14 protein-coding genes are annotated in these 17120 nt (G+C 41.9%); 6 read left to right on the top strand and 8 right to left on the bottom strand.

The features are described 5' to 3' along the window. Positions 1-56 precede the first annotated feature (56 nt). The 8 genes from CXF89_RS00455 to CXF89_RS00420 all read right to left on the bottom strand — a co-directional run bounded on the left by CXF89_RS00455 (position 57) and on the right by CXF89_RS00420 (position 5901). Positions 57-305: a DUF3297 family protein gene (locus CXF89_RS00455; RefSeq protein ID WP_002963088.1), complete on the bottom strand. Its 249-nt coding sequence runs from the start codon at positions 303-305 to the stop codon at positions 57-59. Between the two features lie 231 nt (positions 306-536). Beyond that, positions 537-746, bottom strand: coding sequence for a cold-shock protein (locus tag CXF89_RS00450; protein ID WP_007580429.1), 210 nt, complete (start codon positions 744-746; stop codon positions 537-539). A 187-nt stretch (positions 747-933) separates the two neighbouring features. Then, positions 934-1143 (bottom strand): cold-shock protein, encoded by a 210-nt coding sequence (locus CXF89_RS00445; RefSeq protein ID WP_010554515.1) that lies wholly within the window; start codon positions 1141-1143, stop codon positions 934-936. 186 nt (positions 1144-1329) lie between these two features. Further along, the gene (locus CXF89_RS00440; protein ID WP_006792548.1) at positions 1330-1539 is read right to left on the bottom strand and encodes a cold-shock protein; all 210 of its coding nucleotides are present in this window, start codon (positions 1537-1539) and stop codon (positions 1330-1332) included. 425 nt (positions 1540-1964) lie between these two features. Continuing rightward, positions 1965-2969: a YeiH family protein gene (locus CXF89_RS00435; RefSeq protein WP_121953481.1), complete on the bottom strand. Its 1005-nt coding sequence runs from the start codon at positions 2967-2969 to the stop codon at positions 1965-1967. Next, complete coding sequence (locus CXF89_RS00430; RefSeq protein WP_121953480.1) at positions 2969-3964, bottom strand: TauD/TfdA family dioxygenase; 996 nt, start codon at positions 3962-3964, stop codon at positions 2969-2971. The genes CXF89_RS00435 and CXF89_RS00430 overlap by 1 nt, the downstream gene beginning before the upstream one ends. Positions 3965-3973: 9 nt before the next feature. Beyond that, positions 3974-4936 carry an aldo/keto reductase gene (locus tag CXF89_RS00425; RefSeq protein WP_076925524.1) on the bottom strand — a complete coding sequence of 321 codons (963 nt, stop codon included), beginning with the start codon at positions 4934-4936 and terminating at the stop codon, positions 3974-3976. Between the two features lie 215 nt (positions 4937-5151). Continuing rightward, positions 5152-5901: a GntR family transcriptional regulator gene (locus CXF89_RS00420; protein WP_024600661.1), complete on the bottom strand. Its 750-nt coding sequence runs from the start codon at positions 5899-5901 to the stop codon at positions 5152-5154. Positions 5902-6081: 180 nt separating this feature from the next. Between CXF89_RS00420 and CXF89_RS00415 the strand changes: the two genes are divergently transcribed. The 6 genes from CXF89_RS00415 (at position 6082) to CXF89_RS00390 (ending at position 17101) form a co-directional block, all read left to right on the top strand. Next, positions 6082-6849: a sulfite exporter TauE/SafE family protein gene (locus tag CXF89_RS00415; protein WP_257983172.1), complete on the top strand. Its 768-nt coding sequence runs from the start codon at positions 6082-6084 to the stop codon at positions 6847-6849. A 107-nt stretch (positions 6850-6956) separates the two neighbouring features. Then, entirely contained in the window at positions 6957-9017 is a 2061-nt protein-coding gene (locus CXF89_RS00410; protein ID WP_121953479.1) for a glycoside hydrolase family 31 protein, read from the top strand. Positions 9018-9119: 102 nt separating this feature from the next. Beyond that, positions 9120-10859 (top strand): solute:sodium symporter family transporter, encoded by a 1740-nt coding sequence (locus CXF89_RS00405; RefSeq protein WP_180961364.1) that lies wholly within the window; start codon positions 9120-9122, stop codon positions 10857-10859. 206 nt (positions 10860-11065) lie between these two features. Then, on the top strand, positions 11066-13501 hold the full coding sequence (locus tag CXF89_RS00400; RefSeq protein ID WP_121953478.1) for a TonB-dependent receptor: 2436 nt from the start codon (positions 11066-11068) through the stop codon (positions 13499-13501). Positions 13502-13709: 208 nt separating this feature from the next. Beyond that, the gene (locus CXF89_RS00395) at positions 13710-15299 is read left to right on the top strand and encodes an alkaline phosphatase (protein WP_121953477.1); all 1590 of its coding nucleotides are present in this window, start codon (positions 13710-13712) and stop codon (positions 15297-15299) included. 11 nt (positions 15300-15310) lie between these two features. Continuing rightward, positions 15311-17101 carry an alkaline phosphatase gene (locus CXF89_RS00390; RefSeq protein ID WP_121953489.1) on the top strand — a complete coding sequence of 597 codons (1791 nt, stop codon included), beginning with the start codon at positions 15311-15313 and terminating at the stop codon, positions 17099-17101. Positions 17102-17120 lie beyond the last annotated feature (19 nt).

The following is a 17120-nucleotide window of genomic DNA, read 5'->3' as shown; positions in this document are numbered from 1 at the left end:
GCACAAAAAAAGCGACTACCCAATATGGTGTCGCTTTTTTAGTAAGTAGTATTAGCTTACTTATAAAAGGCTTCAACAGTGCCTTTTCTTGTAAGTAAAAGTGGTTGTCCGCGACGATCAAGGCCTTTTGGAGATGCAAACTTTATCCAACCTTCGCTGATGCAGTATTCTTCAACATCAAAACGCTCTTTGCCGTTGAACGTGATACCAATATCGTGTTCAAAAACTTCTTCCACATGATGTGGGCTGCGTGGATTAATAGAAAGGCGATCTGGTAAAGCAGGTTTTGCGGTAGTGTCGTTCATGGTCATATTCTATATTGAATGAAGTATGCGCTATTGTAGGCAATACAAAGCTTTCGCTCAAGAGAGATAGTAGTAAATGTGTTTAAAAATGTACTAATTAATGAGTTGTGTATACAAATGAGATTGCGCTTGGAAAATATTTACAGAGGAGGTTTTGAAGATATTCGACTAAATAATTATAAAGGTAAATATATTAATGGGTTATCTCTAACCCACTAAATTGTTTAGCAATTAGATGCTAACAATGTTCTCAGCTTGTGGACCTTTTTGACCTTGAGTAACAGTAAACTGTACACGTTGGCCTTCAGCTAGAGTTTTAAAACCGTCGCCAGAGATTGCGCTGAAATGTGCAAAAACGTCTGCGCCAGATTCTTGCTCGATAAAACCAAAACCTTTTGCTTCGTTAAACCATTTTACTGAACCAGTAGTTGTATTAGACATAATATGTATCCTAAAAAATTAATATAAGTGTGCCTGAAAAGAGGCGATTGAGCCGGAAAAAATAGTTAACTTGAGGATATCGTGTAGGATTATTACTAAAACAACTCGGTACTAACAAATAAAACAAAACTTCTTTCAAACTAGTATTCAAAATGGGTTATTGCTAACCCATTAAATTGTGTAGCAATTAGATGCTAACAATGTTCTCGGCTTGTGGGCCTTTTTGACCTTGAGTAACAGTAAACTGTACACGTTGGCCTTCAGCTAAAGTTTTAAAACCGTCGCCAGAGATAGCGCTAAAATGTGCGAACACGTCTGCGCCAGATTCTTGCTCGATAAAACCAAAACCTTTTGCTTCGTTAAACCATTTTACTGAACCAGTAGTTGTAGTAGACATAATATGTATCCTAAAAAATTAATATAAGTGTGCCTGAAAAGAGGCGATTGAGCCGGAAAAAATAGTTAACTTGAGGATATCGCGTAGGATTATTACTAAAACAACGGGGTACTAACAAATAAAACAAAACTTCTTTCAAACTAGTATTCAAAATGGGTTATTGCTAACCCATTTTAACGAAAGCAATTAGATGCTAACGATGTTTTCAGCTTGTGGACCTTTTTGACCTTGAGTAACAGTAAACTGTACACGTTGGCCTTCAGCTAGAGTTTTGAAACCGTCGCCAGAGATTGCGCTGAAATGTGCGAAAACGTCAGGACCAGATTCTTGCTCGATGAAACCAAAACCTTTTGCTTCGTTGAAAAATTTAACTGTACCAGTTGTAGTATTAGACATAATAGTATCCTAAGAATTAATAAAAGTGCGCCTTAAATTAGGCAATTTAACAGGAAGAAAACATACATTTAACTGAGGATAACGCGAAGGATTATTACTAAAACAACGTGGTACTTACAAATAAATAGGGTTTTCTGTCAACCCGATGCCAAGCAGGATAACAGTAAATTGAGCTATATACCAAGCCCTATTGTAAATTTATTTTAGAGTAAGTGCTTTATTAGTTTGTTTGTTTTTTAACTAACTAGTCATGATTAAGGTGATCTTTTTTGCGTCTTAATTTGAGTTAATTTCAATTTAATCAATGCTTTATGTTTGTATTAGCACGAGGTTCTAGAGTAGGTAAAATGCAAGTTTTAAGTGGTTAAAACATGACCTAATTACCTACTGATTTTTTTGATATATACCTTAAATAACTTGATTCATTAGCTCCAAATTACAAATCCAAGTATTAATAATGCAATCCAAAGTGTTTCAGCCACAATTAAAATAATGGGTTTCATACCTACTTCGGTAAGCTTTCCTAAATTAGTTTTCATTCCTATAGCTGAAATAGCCGCAATTAAAAAGAACTGCGAAAGTTCGTTAGCGGTTTCAAGTACTATTGTAGGAAGTGAAAAGCAGCTATTTATTATCATGAGTATTACAAAGCCAATTAAAAAACCAGGTACTTTAGGTAATTCTCCGTGTTTTTCTTTGTTTGAGCGATTAATAACGACCATCATAATAAGTACAACAGGTAGTAGCATGGCAACACGTACAAGTTTAGTTAGAGTTGCGATATCGCCTGTCTCAGGTGATACCGAATAACCTGCACCCACTACCTGGGCTACATCATGTATTGTGCCACCTAAAAATACGCCTGCATTATGGGCGTCAAACTCAAGATAATTAACCACAATAGGGTAGAGGATCATAGCAAGGGTCGACATAGCTGTTACGCCAATAACGGTTAATAAGGTGTCGCGCTCTTTATGTTCGCTGTTTGGCATAATAGACGAGATGGCCAGCGCAGCAGACGCTCCACAAATAGCAACCGAGCCACCTGTTAGTGCACCAAAGCGTTTTTGTAAGCCAAATGCGCGCGCTATTACTACGCCTAAAATAATAGTGGTAAATATGGCGCCCGCTAACATAAGTGCTGTTTGCCAACCCAGTGTTACTAAATCTCCCAGCGCTATGCGTGTGCCTAGCAGTACTATACCTACACGCAAAACCGTGGTGCCGGTAAAATCGATACCTTTGGCGCAAGGGCTATCGCTTTGATACAAAAATGAGACTGCCATACCCAGTAACAAAGCAAACAGCATGGCTGGCGCGCCGTAATGCTCACTCAAAAATAAAGCGGCAAGGCCAGTCATTGCAGCAATGCTGGCGCCTTGCCATAAAGGTGATATTTTACTGCTTAATTTACCACTTAAGCGCTGCATTACGCTTTTGCTGCGGTAAGTGCTACTAACACTTGGCGTTTACGTTCACCTGTAAAAGGTCGACGGCCATGCATAGCCATTTCGTTATCAACTAAAGCAACGTCACCGTCTTGCCATGCAAGATCAAAGGTAAATACTTTAGAAAGCTCAACAATTTTATCAAGTCCTGCTTTAGGAATGGCACTACCATCACCAAAGGTAATGGCAATTGATGGGTTATCGCGTACACCTTTCCAGCCCATGTAAGCGGCAATCAGTTGGTTATAAAAAACCTGTACATTGTTTTCAAGAGTTACTACAGCAGGCAGTACCGGTGTAACGGCTTTTAGTGAGCCGTCTTCAAGCCATTCCCACTCGTAACCAAGTTCGGTTAATTTATTATGTGCTTCGTCTTTGGTTTCTACACTTAGCGTACTTTTCCAGCTTCGGCCTTGGCCTGATGTTGCATCGTCAGCGGCTGGCATATAGGTGGTATATTTTAGGCCTTTGTGTTCAAAATCATGGGCAAGTTTACTATCGTATTCTTTTAATGCGCTAAATAGCTTATCTGATCGGCAAAGAGGTGTTGCACCACCTTCTTCTGCGGCCGATTTACAAAAGAAGAATAACTTACTTGGCGAAATAGGCGTTTGCGCCATTTCGTGATGTAAGTATATTTCTACATCTTTTGGCGCTTCGTTGGCTGTAAATACACGCTCGGTAAAATTAATACGTACCGCGTTAGACAGAGACTCTTTATAAGTAAAATTGTCGTAATTAAACCCTGCTGAAAAAGTATCAAAGGTTTCGGCGCTATTTACCGGGAAGCCACGAAACAGCACAGCACCTGAGCTGCGAAGCTTTGTAGCCAGTTCACTTTTATTCGCGCGAATGAAAGCTACCGCTTCTTCAACGGTGCTGGCGTTATTGTTATTAACCACAATGCACGGAAAAACCGAATCATCGAATGTTAATTGAGTTGGCACTGAGGCGTAGTTAATTTCGGTAGCTGACATTGTATGTTCCTAATCGTAAATTGGGTGAAAACGGTTAAAGGCAGCTTCACAAAAGTGCCCAGGGTCGTTAAATCGGCGATTACTGTTAAGCGCAGAAATTTGCGCCATTTCTTGCTCTGTTAATTCAAAATCAAACAGTGCGAGATTTTCTTTCATGCGTTCAAGTTTTGAAGTTTTTGGAATAATGGCAGTGCCGCGTTGCACGCCCCAACGAAGAACTACTTGTGCTGGCGTTTTGCCATGATTGTGTGCGGCCGCTTTAACAACGCTTTGCTCAAGAACTGATTCAGTTTTATCAGCCATTTCTAGCTCAAGGTATGAAAGCGCACCCAGTGGTGAAAACGCAGTAACCGGAATATCGTACTGCTTAGCTAATCTTACTAATCGCTCTTGCGTTAAATAAGGGTGCGACTCAATTTGCAACATAGCGGGTTTGATATTTGCGTAGGTCATTAAATCGTGAAGCAGTGCGCTTGAGTAATTACATACTCCAATGCGTTTAGCTTTGTTGTTATGTACTTGCTCTTCCATTGCTTGCCACGTTAAATATAGCGGCACTTTTGCCAGCTCCATTTGTGGATTTTGCGCGTCTGGGTCAACAAACCACTCTGGTGGATAGCGGGTTTCTATTGGCACAAATGTTTGCGCAATCGGAAAATGAATTAGGTATAAGTCTAGGTAATCTAGCTTTAAATCACTCAGTGTTTTATCAATCGCGAGGCCAACATGCTCTGGTGCATGAAAGGTATTCCACAGTTTTGATGTTACCCATAATTCTTCGCGAGTACATAAACCATCGTTTATTGCTTGGGCTATGCCATCGCCTACTTGTTCTTCGTTACCGTAGTCTGATGCGCAATCAAGATGGCGATAACCTGCCTTAATGGCTTGGTATACCGTTTGCGCACAATCTTCTTGTGCTACTTTCCATAAACCGAACCCTACTGGAGGGATATTATTTAATGAACTCATTGGGAATTCCTGTTAAAAATGCATAATGACTTAGGTCTTGTATAAGACATAAGTTATTATACGAATCAAACAGTGTCAATACTGTGTTAACAGCAAAGTAGTAAATGGGTGGGTTAAAAAACCTACAGGCAGCAAAAAGGCAGCGTTTGCTGCCTTTAAAAAATATTTAATTATTATGCGCTAAAGTGAGTTTTTAGCACTAAACACGCTTTTAATTAATCAAGTTCAATTTGATAGTGGTAATGATCGCTACGGCATTTGCTTTGGCGGTATTCAATTAGCTTACCTTCGATTGATTCGGTAATTCGTGATACCAACAGCAGTGGGTCGCCAGCTTTAATAGCAAGCATTTTGGCATCATCAGCTGTAGCAAGTACAGCTTTAATACTGTCTTGGGTTTTGTGTACAGTTTGGTTAAATTTGGTTTGATAGTAATGGTACAATGTATGCGGAATATCACTACTTTGATGTATATCAGGAAAGTAGCTTTGCGGTAGGTATATAGTTTCGCTCATGCAAAATTCGTTATCAAGAATACGTCTACGAACAAGCTTGGTAACTTTGTCTTTTTTATTGAGTTGTAACGCTTCTGTTACTTCAATTGGCGCAGCACAAAGCTCAACCGATAGCAGTTCAGCCTTTGGTAAATCAGCGCCTTTACCGTCGGCTTGTAACGGAAAAAACCTAAATAAGGCATCTTGCGCAGTATGCTCTGATACAAACGTACCAACGCCTTGGCGACGAGTCACTATTTTATTGTCGGTTAATAAATTAAGTGCTTTACGAACCGTACCTTGGCTTACGTTAAATTCTTCAGCAAGGCGAAATTCGCTTGGTAGTGCTTCGCCAGGTACCCAGCGTCTTTCAACAATGAGCTGTTTAATATAATCAGCCACTTGTAAGTAAAGCGGTTGAAAAGCCAAGCTTGGGCCACTTAATTTGTGATCAAACATAGAATTACTCATTATTATTTACCATTAAATTTAATCCACCTGTAGTTATATCATAGGTGAAACCTTTTACGCATATTTGCGCTAGCTCAATTAAACGTGAACTACCGCTGTAATGTTTTATAGGCGCAAAATATACATTATGCCTAAAAACAAATCGTTACACTACAATAGCTCACCCTTAGGGAATTAAAAGTGCTCAGTATATCTTTTGAACTCATTTTGCTTATGGCGCTGTGCCTAAGCCTTGCCACTGTAATGCAAACTCTTAGCGGGTTTGGCTTTGGGTTGCTGGTGGTTGCAAGCTTTACGTTGCTTGATGTATTACCACTTACGGCAACTACATTTTTAGTGAGTTTGCTGGGATTAGTTAATTCAACAACCGTGGTCGTTAAAAACCGCAGTTCGGTAAAAGTACCCGAGCTAAAACTTATGTTGTATACCGGTATTCCACTAATGCTGTTAGGTTTTGTGCTACTTGAGTATATGTCGTCGCATTTAACACACTATTTAAATTTTGCTTTAGGTGTAAGCATTTTGCTTTGCTGCGCTTTAATGCTGGTTGGCCGCGAGCGTGCAAATAAACAAAGTCGTCCTCGTTCATTTTTAATAGCCGGTGGAGTAAGTGGGTTACTTGGTGGGTTGTTTTCAACCTCAGGGCCGCCGCTTGTGTTTCAGTGTTATAAGCAAAGTTGGTCTATTGAAGCTATTCGCAGCACGTTATTAGCGGTATTTACTATTGGTGGACTATTACGTGTAGGTATCGCTTTATTTGGTACTTTGCCTGGGCTCGACATTATGTTTTTAATTGCAGCGGCTATTCCTTTAGTGTTGCTAGTTACGCATTTTGCTCGTAAATTAACGCCCTACGTTGACGCTAAATGGGTACGTATTATAGCAATTGTATTGCTTGGCCTAAGTGGTGTATCGCTGGTGGCAACATCGGCGCCGGGTATATTTTAAAAATCGCGATGTAAATAATTCATCTTGAGTTTATTTACGTTGACATGGGGATTACAATTATTTAACTTGTGTCTTATACAAGACTAATAATTGGTTAAGGAACTCCCATGAATGCATTTGAATTACGTGAGCCAGACTGGAACGCAATAGAGCCAGCACGCTTAACCGCACAGCCAAAGTTGCAAGGTAATGTGCTGGTTTTGCCCACTCAGTTTGGTGATATTAGCGTAACGATAAGCCAGTTTGGTTTGCGTTTAAATGCAGGCACCACGCATGACGAGCAATTTAAAATATTAACCACAACCCCATCAGAATACCCCCTCACACTTAGCAAAAACAATAATGATTACAGCGTAAGTGGTGGCGAATACCGCTTAGAATTTTACAGCGACCCTTTTCATTTCAAACTTTATAAAAACGATGAGCTAGTACAGCAATCAGCAACTGATGGTCACTTTGTACGCCAGCACCGTTTACCGCCACTAGCTAAAACAGATGACGGCTGGATATTAAGTTTAGAGCTTAACTACGACGAAGCCGTGTATGGTCTTGGCGAAAAATGGGGCAAGCTTGATAAACGCGGCCAACTTATTCGTTCATACAACCACGATGCGCTAGGTGTTAACGCCGAAAAATCTTATAAAAATACCCCGTATGCATGGAGCCCAGAAGGCTGGAATTTATTTGTACATACACCCGCACCGGTAACTCATGGCGTAGGTTATGCACTTTGGTCGCAACGTGCATATGTATGTTTAGTTGAAGACGACGCGCTAGATGTATTTTTATATCAAGAACAAACACCTGCCCAAAGTATCAACCGTTACTGCGAGCTAACAGGTTTTGCACCGGTACCACCGCAGTGGAGCTTTGGTGTTATTTTATCAAAAGCGTATTACAAAGATGCTGACGAATTACTCAGTGTTGCCCGCGAAGTACGCGCTAAAAATATGCCGTGCGACGTAATTACTCTTGATGGCCGTGCATGGCAAGACACCGACACCCGCTTTGCATTTGAATGGGACCCAACACGCTACGCCGACCCAAAACCTGTGCTTGATGAATTAAAAGCCATGGATTTTAAAATTTGTGTGTGGGAATACCCGATGATCTCGGTAAATAACCCATTATTTGCTAAAGCGGCTGAAAACGGTTGGCTAATAAAAGACAAACGCACAGGTAAAGCGTATCAATACGATTGGGATTTAAGCCCATTTGGCGAAGTACTTACGCCGCTGCCAGAATCGGGTATTTTAGATTTTACGCACCCTGATGCTTACGAATATTGGCTCGAATCGCATAAGCCTTTGTTTGAGCTTGGCGTAGATATGATAAAAGCGGATTTTGGCGAGCAGCTAGAAGACGACAATATGATATCTCACAGTGGTGATAGCGGTATTAGGCTGCACAACGTTTACAGCATGTTGTACAACCGCTGCGTTTTTGAGGCCGCCGAAAAATACTGTAAAACTGGGCCATTTTTGTTTAGCCGTTCAGCATGGACGGGCAGCCAACGTTTTCCTGCACAGTGGGGCGGCGACCCGCAAGCCGATTGGCAGGGTTTAGCGGCAAGCATTCGTGGCAGTTTAGCGTGGGGTATGTCGGGTGGGCCATTTTTTGCAACCGACATTGGTGGTTTTTACAAAGACACCCGCGACGCAGAACTTTACGTGCGCTGGGCACAAGCGTCGGTATTTAGCGCACATATGCGCTTACACGGTATTGGTCCTCGCGAACCGTGGTCTTACACCGAGCAAGCAAGTGATGCGGTATTTGCAGCACTTAAATTACGCTACCAGTTAATTCCGTACTTACAAACATGTGCAGAGCAAGCGCAGCAAACAGGCTTGCCGATTCAGCGTGCCATGGTATTGGCATTTCCTGATGATGTACTGGCACATAGTTTTGATCAGCAATTTATGTGCGGTGAAAAATTACTGGTTGTGCCGTGTGTAGTACCAAACGGTAAAGTTAAGTTTTATTTACCGCAAGGCAATTGGATTCGCTTCCCCGATAAACAAGTTTACGAAGGCGGTAAGTACTACGAGCACACACTCGCACTTGAAGAAATGGCAGTATTTGTACGCGAAGGCGACAGCCTAATGCTTGGCCCAGAGGTTCAACACACAGAACAAGACATGAGCCAATTAACAGCATGGCCTAAATAAAACTCGGCTTAATAAAAAACACACACAACACACATACAACACACAATAATAAAGATATTAGCTTGCTTTTTACCGAGTAAAGTAAGCTAAAAGGGGCGCAAGATGGAAGGTATGAACATTACCATGACACTGCTATCGTGCTTGGCGTTTATGGCGCTGGTGGGATATATCTCGTACCAAAAAACCAAAGGGGAAGTTAACACCCAAGATGGCTATTTTTTAGCGGGTCGTGGGTTAACAGGTACATTTATAGCAGGGTCGATGATCCTCACTAACTTATCGGCCGAGCAACTAATTGGCCTTAATGGCTCAGCTTATGGTTACAACCTAAGCTCAATGGCGTGGGAAGTAACCGCAGGGATCTCAACCATTATTATGGCGTTGATCTTTTTGCCTCGTTATTTAGCGGGCGCGTTTTCTACTTTACCTGAATTTTTACGGGATCGTTTTGACGATACCGTAAGACGCATGACGGTGATCTTATTTATGGTAGGGTATTGTTTTATAACGATCCCTTCTGTTTTGTACTCAGGATCAATTGCCGTACTTAGACTTTTTGATGTACCCACCTTATTAAATATGAGCTACCAAGCAAGCCTAATAGTGACCATTATTACAGTGGGTTCAGTTGGGGCTATTTATGCTGTATTTGGTGGTTTAAAGGCGGTTGCGGTATCAGATACCATTAACGGTGTTGGGTTATTAATTATTGGTATTTTAGTGCCAACACTGGGCTTAATTGCATTGGGTGATGGTAGTTTTTCAGAAGGGTTAAGCACCCTAGTAAACACCGACACAGAAAAGCTCAATGCTATTGGTAGTAGCGATGATCCCGTGCCATTTGGCACTATTTTTACAGGGATGATCTTAGCTAATTTGTTTTATTGGGGCACTAATCAGTATGTGATCCAGCGTACATTGGGCGCTAAAAACTTAGTTGAAGGTCAAAAAGGGGTGTTGTTTTCAGGGTACTTTAAAGTGCTAGTACCGTTTATGATGATGATCCCAGGCGTTATTGCTTACCATCTTTATAAACACGAAAGCCTGCCAACTATCGATTTAGCTTACCCACATTTGGTAAAAGAAGTACTTCCACAGTATTTATCTGGCTTCTTTTTGGCCGTATTGCTAGGTGCTGTATTTAGCTCATTTAATTCATTGCTCAATAGCGCGGCGACCTTATTTTGCTTAGACGTTTATAAGCCAATGAAAAAAAATAAAGTAACAGACAGCCAACTTATAAAAGTAGCCAAAATTACCAGTATTGTTATTGCCATATTGTCGTTTATAACTGCGCCATTATTGATGTTTGCGCCTGAAGGTTTATGGCACATTATTCGTGTGTTTACAGGTTTCTACAACATTCCGGTCATCACAATTGTATTGGTTGGTTTGTTTACTCGAAAAGTGCCTGCACTGGGCGCTAAAGTCGCGATTATATTCCATATTATTGCCTACACCTTGCTTAAATTTGTATGGGATGTAGACATTAACTTTATTCATATTTACGCCATTTTGTTCATAATTGAATTGGCAATAATGCTGGGTATTGGTTACTACAAACCACTTAAAACACCATGGCAATTTACACGCAAAGCTGAGGTAGACCTTAATCCTTGGAAATACGCATTACCTTGCGCAATTGTATTAGTAGGCTTGATTGTTAGCTTGTATATATTGTTTTCGCCGCTCGGATTAGTGGGTGGAACCAGTGTGTACTTTGTACCAAGTTTAGTTGCTGTTTGGTCTACTGTTTTAGTGCTTAGCTGGTGGAGTGTACGTCGTTGGCAGGTTCGTTACGAAAATAGCTTAGCGCGTATTGGTGCTAAAAACGCCGCATAACGTGCGGCTATATTCTATACACCAAACTTAAATCACATTTAATTCACATAATGTTTGCATTAGTAAGATAGTTTGTTTAAATTTAAAGCTCTTATATAAGACATAAGAGCTTTAAGGAAAGATCACACACACTGACACCGCTTTTTAGCAACTCACACAATTGCTAGCGCGGTACCACACAGCACACGCACAATATGGAGAATGACATGAGAGCTAAAAAGTCCGTCTTAAGCTTGGCAGTCACGTTAGCAATGACAACCGGTTTAGCGCTTAGCGCGCAGGTACAAGCACAGCAAGAGCAAACCGAACAAGAACAACAAAAAACAGAAACAGCTAAAAACGATACATTTGAAAAAATAGTCGTTACTTCACAAAAAAGAACGCAAAGTTTAAACGAAGTACCTGTTGCGGTATCGGTACTTAATAGCGATCAAATTAATTCAGCTTTTGCTAATAACATGGAAGGCTTACAGTCACTTGTTCCTTCGGTTAGCTTTAGAAAAGGCACCACAACACGTAACTCAGCGCTAACAGTGCGCGGTATTGGTACTATTTCATTTAGTATTGCTGCCGAACCAAGTGTGGCAACTGTTGTTGATGGCGTGGTACTTGGCCGCTCGGGTCAAGCATTTGCCGATTTATACGACGTAGACCGCATTGAAGTATTACGCGGGCCACAAGGTACGTTATTTGGCAAAAACGCCTCAGCAGGTGTGGTAAACATAACAACAAAAGATCCCTCGTACGACACAACAGGCAGCGTAGAAACCTCGTTTTATCAAGATAACGAATACCGTTTTAAAGGCGTTATAAGCGGCGGTTTAACCGACGACCTAGCGGCAAGCCTAACGGTATTTAAAGGTAAATTTGACGGTTACATTGATAACGTTTACAACAACGAAAAAGTAAACGGTTACGACCGTGAAGGTGCACGTGCTGTATTTAAATACGAGCCAGAGGATGACTTAAGCGTAAAATTTATTGCTGAATTTTATAACGCTGACGATGATTGTTGTGCCGACTTAGAAGCACTACCAAGTGGCCGTAATCCAGATTCAAAATCAGTACCAAACAGTAACGGTATTGTTGATGGCGTAGCCGATATTGATTTAGACCAACGCAGCGTTGATCACGATTACGAGTCGCGCACAATTGACGAACATAGCGCGTTTTCGGTACAGATTGATAAAACAATTGGCGACTATACATATACTTCAATTACAGCGCAGCGTTCGTGGGATAACACAGAGTACCGTGAAGGCGACTTTACCTCTATTGCTGGCGACAGCAGCGAGCCGGTATTTGACGCGCGGTTTCAATTACACGATTTAGGTGCACAGCAATGGGATCAGTTTTCGCAAGAATTTAGAGTTACATCAAACCTAGCTGGGCCATTTAACTATGTTGCTGGCTTATTTTATTGGAACATGGATTCACAACGTAACTTTACTCGTGATGCTAGTTGTCAAAATAATGGTGGTCAACTTGATAGCGCAATGGCTTTTTATGCGCAGAATAACTTATCGGGCGCTGAACTTGATGCAGCACTTAACGACCTAGATGGTTATACACAAGGTCTAGGCGTTAGCTGTAACGCAAACGATATTGTATCGGCCACTGCTTTTATGAGCACAGAATTTAATAACTGGGCCGCTTTTGCCGATGGTACTTACGATTTATCTGAAGATTTACGCGTATTATTTGGTATTCGTTACACCGACGATGAAGTGTCGTACACGCATCGCCGTGTAAGTAATGATGTGTATGGCCGCACCGGTGTAGGCGTGCGCCCAGCAACACTTAATACAGATGATGAAGGCAAAGCCGAAGAAACCAACGTATCGGGTCGTTTAGGTATGCAATACGATTTAGGCGATGGCCAAATGATATACGGCACTTACTCGCAAGGTTACAAAGGCCCTGGTTTTAATATTTATTATAACTTTAACCCAGACACCGATAGCCGCGAAATAGCACCTGAAGAGTCTGACGCTTATGAAATAGGCTACAAATACGCAAGCCGCGAATTTGTATTTAACATGGCGCTTTTCAGAACCGAAATTGAAGGTTTTCAAGCTAACAACTTTGACTGTTCAGACGGCACTTGTATTACGCGCTTAACCAATGCGGGTGATGTAAGTACGCAAGGTGTTGAAGTTGACTTTATGTGGGCTGCAACAGAGTCGCTAACGCTTACCGGTGGTGTTGCTTACATTAAAGCTGAAATTGACGAGTTTAATTGTCCGGCAGAGGTAGCCGCAGGTTCATGTACTGACCGCTCAGGTTTAGATGTACCATTTTCGCCAGATTTAAAATACTCACTAACGGCTGACTACTTTATTGAAACCGACCATGGCTTTAACGTACATATAAATGGCTCTTACATTTACACCGACGAACAATACTCAGACCTACCAGACAACGTAGGCGAATTTAACCCAGCCGCTTTGTTACCAGATTACGGTATTTTAAATGCAAGTGTGGGTTTATCGTTTAAAGATGACGCGTTTAGAGTGTCGCTTATTGCTAAAAACTTAACCGACGAAAGCTACGTAACTACCTACAGTGGCGATAACTTCCGTTACCAAATACCACGTGATGCTGAGCGCTACTTTGGAGTATCGTTTAAAGCACGTTTTTAATATTTAAATAATTCTCTTAATAATTTCCCTACAAGCGCAACGTTTTACACGTTGCGTTTTTTTGTGACTTATCTTTGTAATAGTTTAGTCATTTTACTTTCATTAAAATTACCTTTATCAGTCACATCTGTTTTCTATAGTGCAGCGGTTGATCTTTTTTGTGTTTACACATTTCAAAAAAATAACCACTAAACAATGGGAATTACGGATGAAAATTAAAAAAGTCGCTGCGGCAATCGCGCTAACGTTTGCGTTTAGCGCAGTGAGCCATGCTGATGTACTACCGCAAAGCCAAACAGACAGCAGCTGGTATAGCGCTGCGCAAACTAAATTAACAACAAAAACAGCACAAGCGCAGGCTACACAAGCCACTAAAGCTAAAAACGTCATTTTATTTGTGGGCGATGGTATGGGTATATCTACTCTTACTGCCGCGCGCATTTTGCAAGGGCAGCGCAATAACCAATCTGGCGAAGAAGGTTATTTAAGCTTTGAAGAGTTCCCATACTCTGCACAAGTTAAAACGTATAACGTAGATGCTCAAACGCCCGATTCAGCAGGCACGATGACGGCTATTATTTCGGGTGTAAAAACCGATGTGGGCGTTATTGGTGTAGATGAAGATATTGAACGCGGCGTGTGTTCAACAGTAGCAGGTAATGAGCTAATTACCGCGACCGAATTAGCTGAAATTAAAGGGCTATCTACCGGTATTATTTCTACAGCACGTATTACTCATGCAACCCCTGCTGCCACATATGCTAAATCGGCTGACCGTAACTGGGAAGACGTATCAGATATGCCAGAAGATGCCGTAACGGGTGGCTGTGAAGACATTGCATCGCAACTGGTTAACTTTGAAAAAAACCTAGAAGCACGATTTGTAGGTACCGACGTAGACGGTCTTGATTTTGTAATGGGTGGCGGTCGTCGTCACTTTTTACCAAAAGACGAAACGGCTAACTCAACAGATGCAGTAAGTGCTATAGAAGGCGACCGTACTGACGAGCGTAACCTAGTGACTGAGTGGCAAACGCAATACCCAGATGCTACGTACGTGATGGATCAAACAGGCTTTGATGCAATAGCGGATGACGCCACTAAAGTATTTGGTTTATTTAACGAATCCCACATGCAATACGAAGCTGACCGCGCAAACGATGTAGCGGGCGAGCCTTCGCTTACCGATATGACCACTAAAGCAATTGAAGTGCTTGGTAAAAACGATAATGGATTTTTCTTAACGGTTGAGTCGGGTCGAATTGACCACGCGCACCACGCGGGCAATGCATACAACGCGCTTAACGACACCATTGAGTTTGCTAAAGCCGTGCAAGCAGCGATAGATAACACCAACCCAGAAGAAACCCTTATTTTAGTAACCGCCGATCACAGCCATGTATTTACTATTGCAGGCTACCCTAAGCGTGGTAATCCAATTTTAGGTCAAGTAGTTGCAGTAGGTGCAACAACACCAAGCCTAGCCGCCGACGATATGCCGTACACCACGGTAGGTTACGCAAATGGCTTAGGTTTTAGAAATTTAGGCAGTGAGACCGATGCTGATGCAAGTTACACAAGTGCTGCTGTAGCAGGGCGTGTTGAGCTAAATGGCGTAGATACAACAACCCCAGGTTTTCACCAAGAAGCAACCGTACCAATGGGGTCAGAAACACACGCAGGTGAAGACATATCTTTGCATGCAAAAGGTCCAGGTGCTCAGCTAGCACAAGGCGTAATTGAACAAAACGTAGTGTTTCATCTAATTAATCAAGCTCTTGAACTAACTCAGCAATAATGGCGGCTAACATGAACAAATTAACAGTACTTTCTTTAGCAGTAATGGTCGCGCTAGCTGGTTGCTCGAGTGACGATAACAAAAATGAAAATAATATTATCGCAGTAGATAATACTATTGCAGTGGGCTCTGAGCAGTGCATTAATGGCGGTGTAGAGACGCAAGTAGGCGCAGATACCAATAATAACGACGTGCTAGATAGCAACGAAGTTAACTCAACTAATTTAGTGTGTAATGCACCTGCAACGTCGCTCACAAGCGAGCAGTTAGCCTCGCTCACTAGTAATACTTGGTTTAGTGAAGCACAAACAAAATTAGGTGCTGCACAAACAGCCAGTAGCAACATTGTTACTGAATCAGGCAAAGCTAAAAACGTAATTTTATTTGTGGGCGATGGTATGGGTATTTCTACCATAACCGCAGCACGTATTTTAGCGGGTCAGTTAGAGGGCGAAATGGGTGAAGAGCACCAGTTAAGCTTTGAAACTATGCCTTTTTCGGGCTTTGTAAAAACATACAACGTAGATGCGCAAACGCCAGATTCGGCAGGCACTATGACCGCAATGGCATCGGGCGTTAAAACCGATGCAGGCGTTATTGGTATTGATGAAGCGGTTGAACGTGGTAATTGTGCATCAGGCAAAGGGCACGAACTTGTTACCTCGTTAGAGCTTGCTGAAATTGCAGGCAAAGCAACAGGGATTATTTCTACAGCGCGTATTACTCACGCAACACCCGCTGCAACGTATGCTAAATCGGCAGAGCGTAACTGGGAAGATATTTCCGATATGCCAGAAAGTGCCGCAACATGTGAAGACATTGCATCGCAACTGGTTAACTTTGAAGCCAATCTAGAAGCACGCTTTAGTGGTGTTGATGTAGACGGTATTGACGTAGTAATGGGCGGCGGTCGTCGTCACTTTTTACCAAAAGATGCCGCGTTTAATTCAACCGATGCAGTAAGTGCTGTTGAAGGGGATCGAACCGATAACCGCGACTTAACCGCAGAGTGGAAAACGCAATATCCAAATGGTACTTACGTAATGGATCAAACCGGTTTTGATGCAATAAGTGACGACGCCACTAAAGTGTTTGGCTTATTTAATGAGTCCCACATGCAGTACGAAGCTGACCGTGCAAACGATGTAGCAGGTGAGCCTTCGCTTTCACAAATGACCGAAAAAGCAATAAACGTACTTGATAACAACGAGCAAGGTTTTTTCTTAACGGTTGAGTCGGGTCGAATTGACCACGCGCATCATGCGGGTAACGCTTATAACGCGTTAAACGACACTATTGAGCTTGCTAAAGCCGTTAAAGTGGCGATGGAAAACACCAACCCAGAAGAAACATTAATAGTTGTAACTGCCGATCACAGCCATGTATTTACCATTGCCGGTTACCCTAAACGCGGTAACCCAATTTTAGGTAAAGTGGTTGCAGTAGGTGCAACGGAGCCAAGCTTAGCTGCCGACGATATGCCTTATACAACGGTTGGTTACACAAATGGTGGTGGCTTTAGAAACCTAGGTAGCGAGACCAATGCCGATGCAGGTTACGCGTTTGCACCGGTTACAGGGCGTGTTGATTTAACTGATGTTGATACAACCACACCTGGTTTTCATCAAGAAGCACTTGTACCAATGGGCTCAGAAACACATGCCGGTGAAGACGTAGGCGTTTATGCAATGGGACCTGGTGCACACTTGGTAACAGGCACAAACGAGCAAAGCTTTTTATTCCATGTAATGGACTTTGCCGCTGACTTTGTAAAAACCGCAGACGAAAAACTAGTGCAATAAATACCGGCTAGTTATAAAT

Origin of the sequence: Pseudoalteromonas sp. MelDa3, assembly GCF_002863625.1 — a bacterium.
Lineage (GTDB): Bacteria > Pseudomonadota > Gammaproteobacteria > Enterobacterales > Alteromonadaceae > Pseudoalteromonas > Pseudoalteromonas arctica.
Note: the sequence above shows the minus strand (reverse complement) of the source record. Positions and strands in the feature narration are given on the sequence as shown.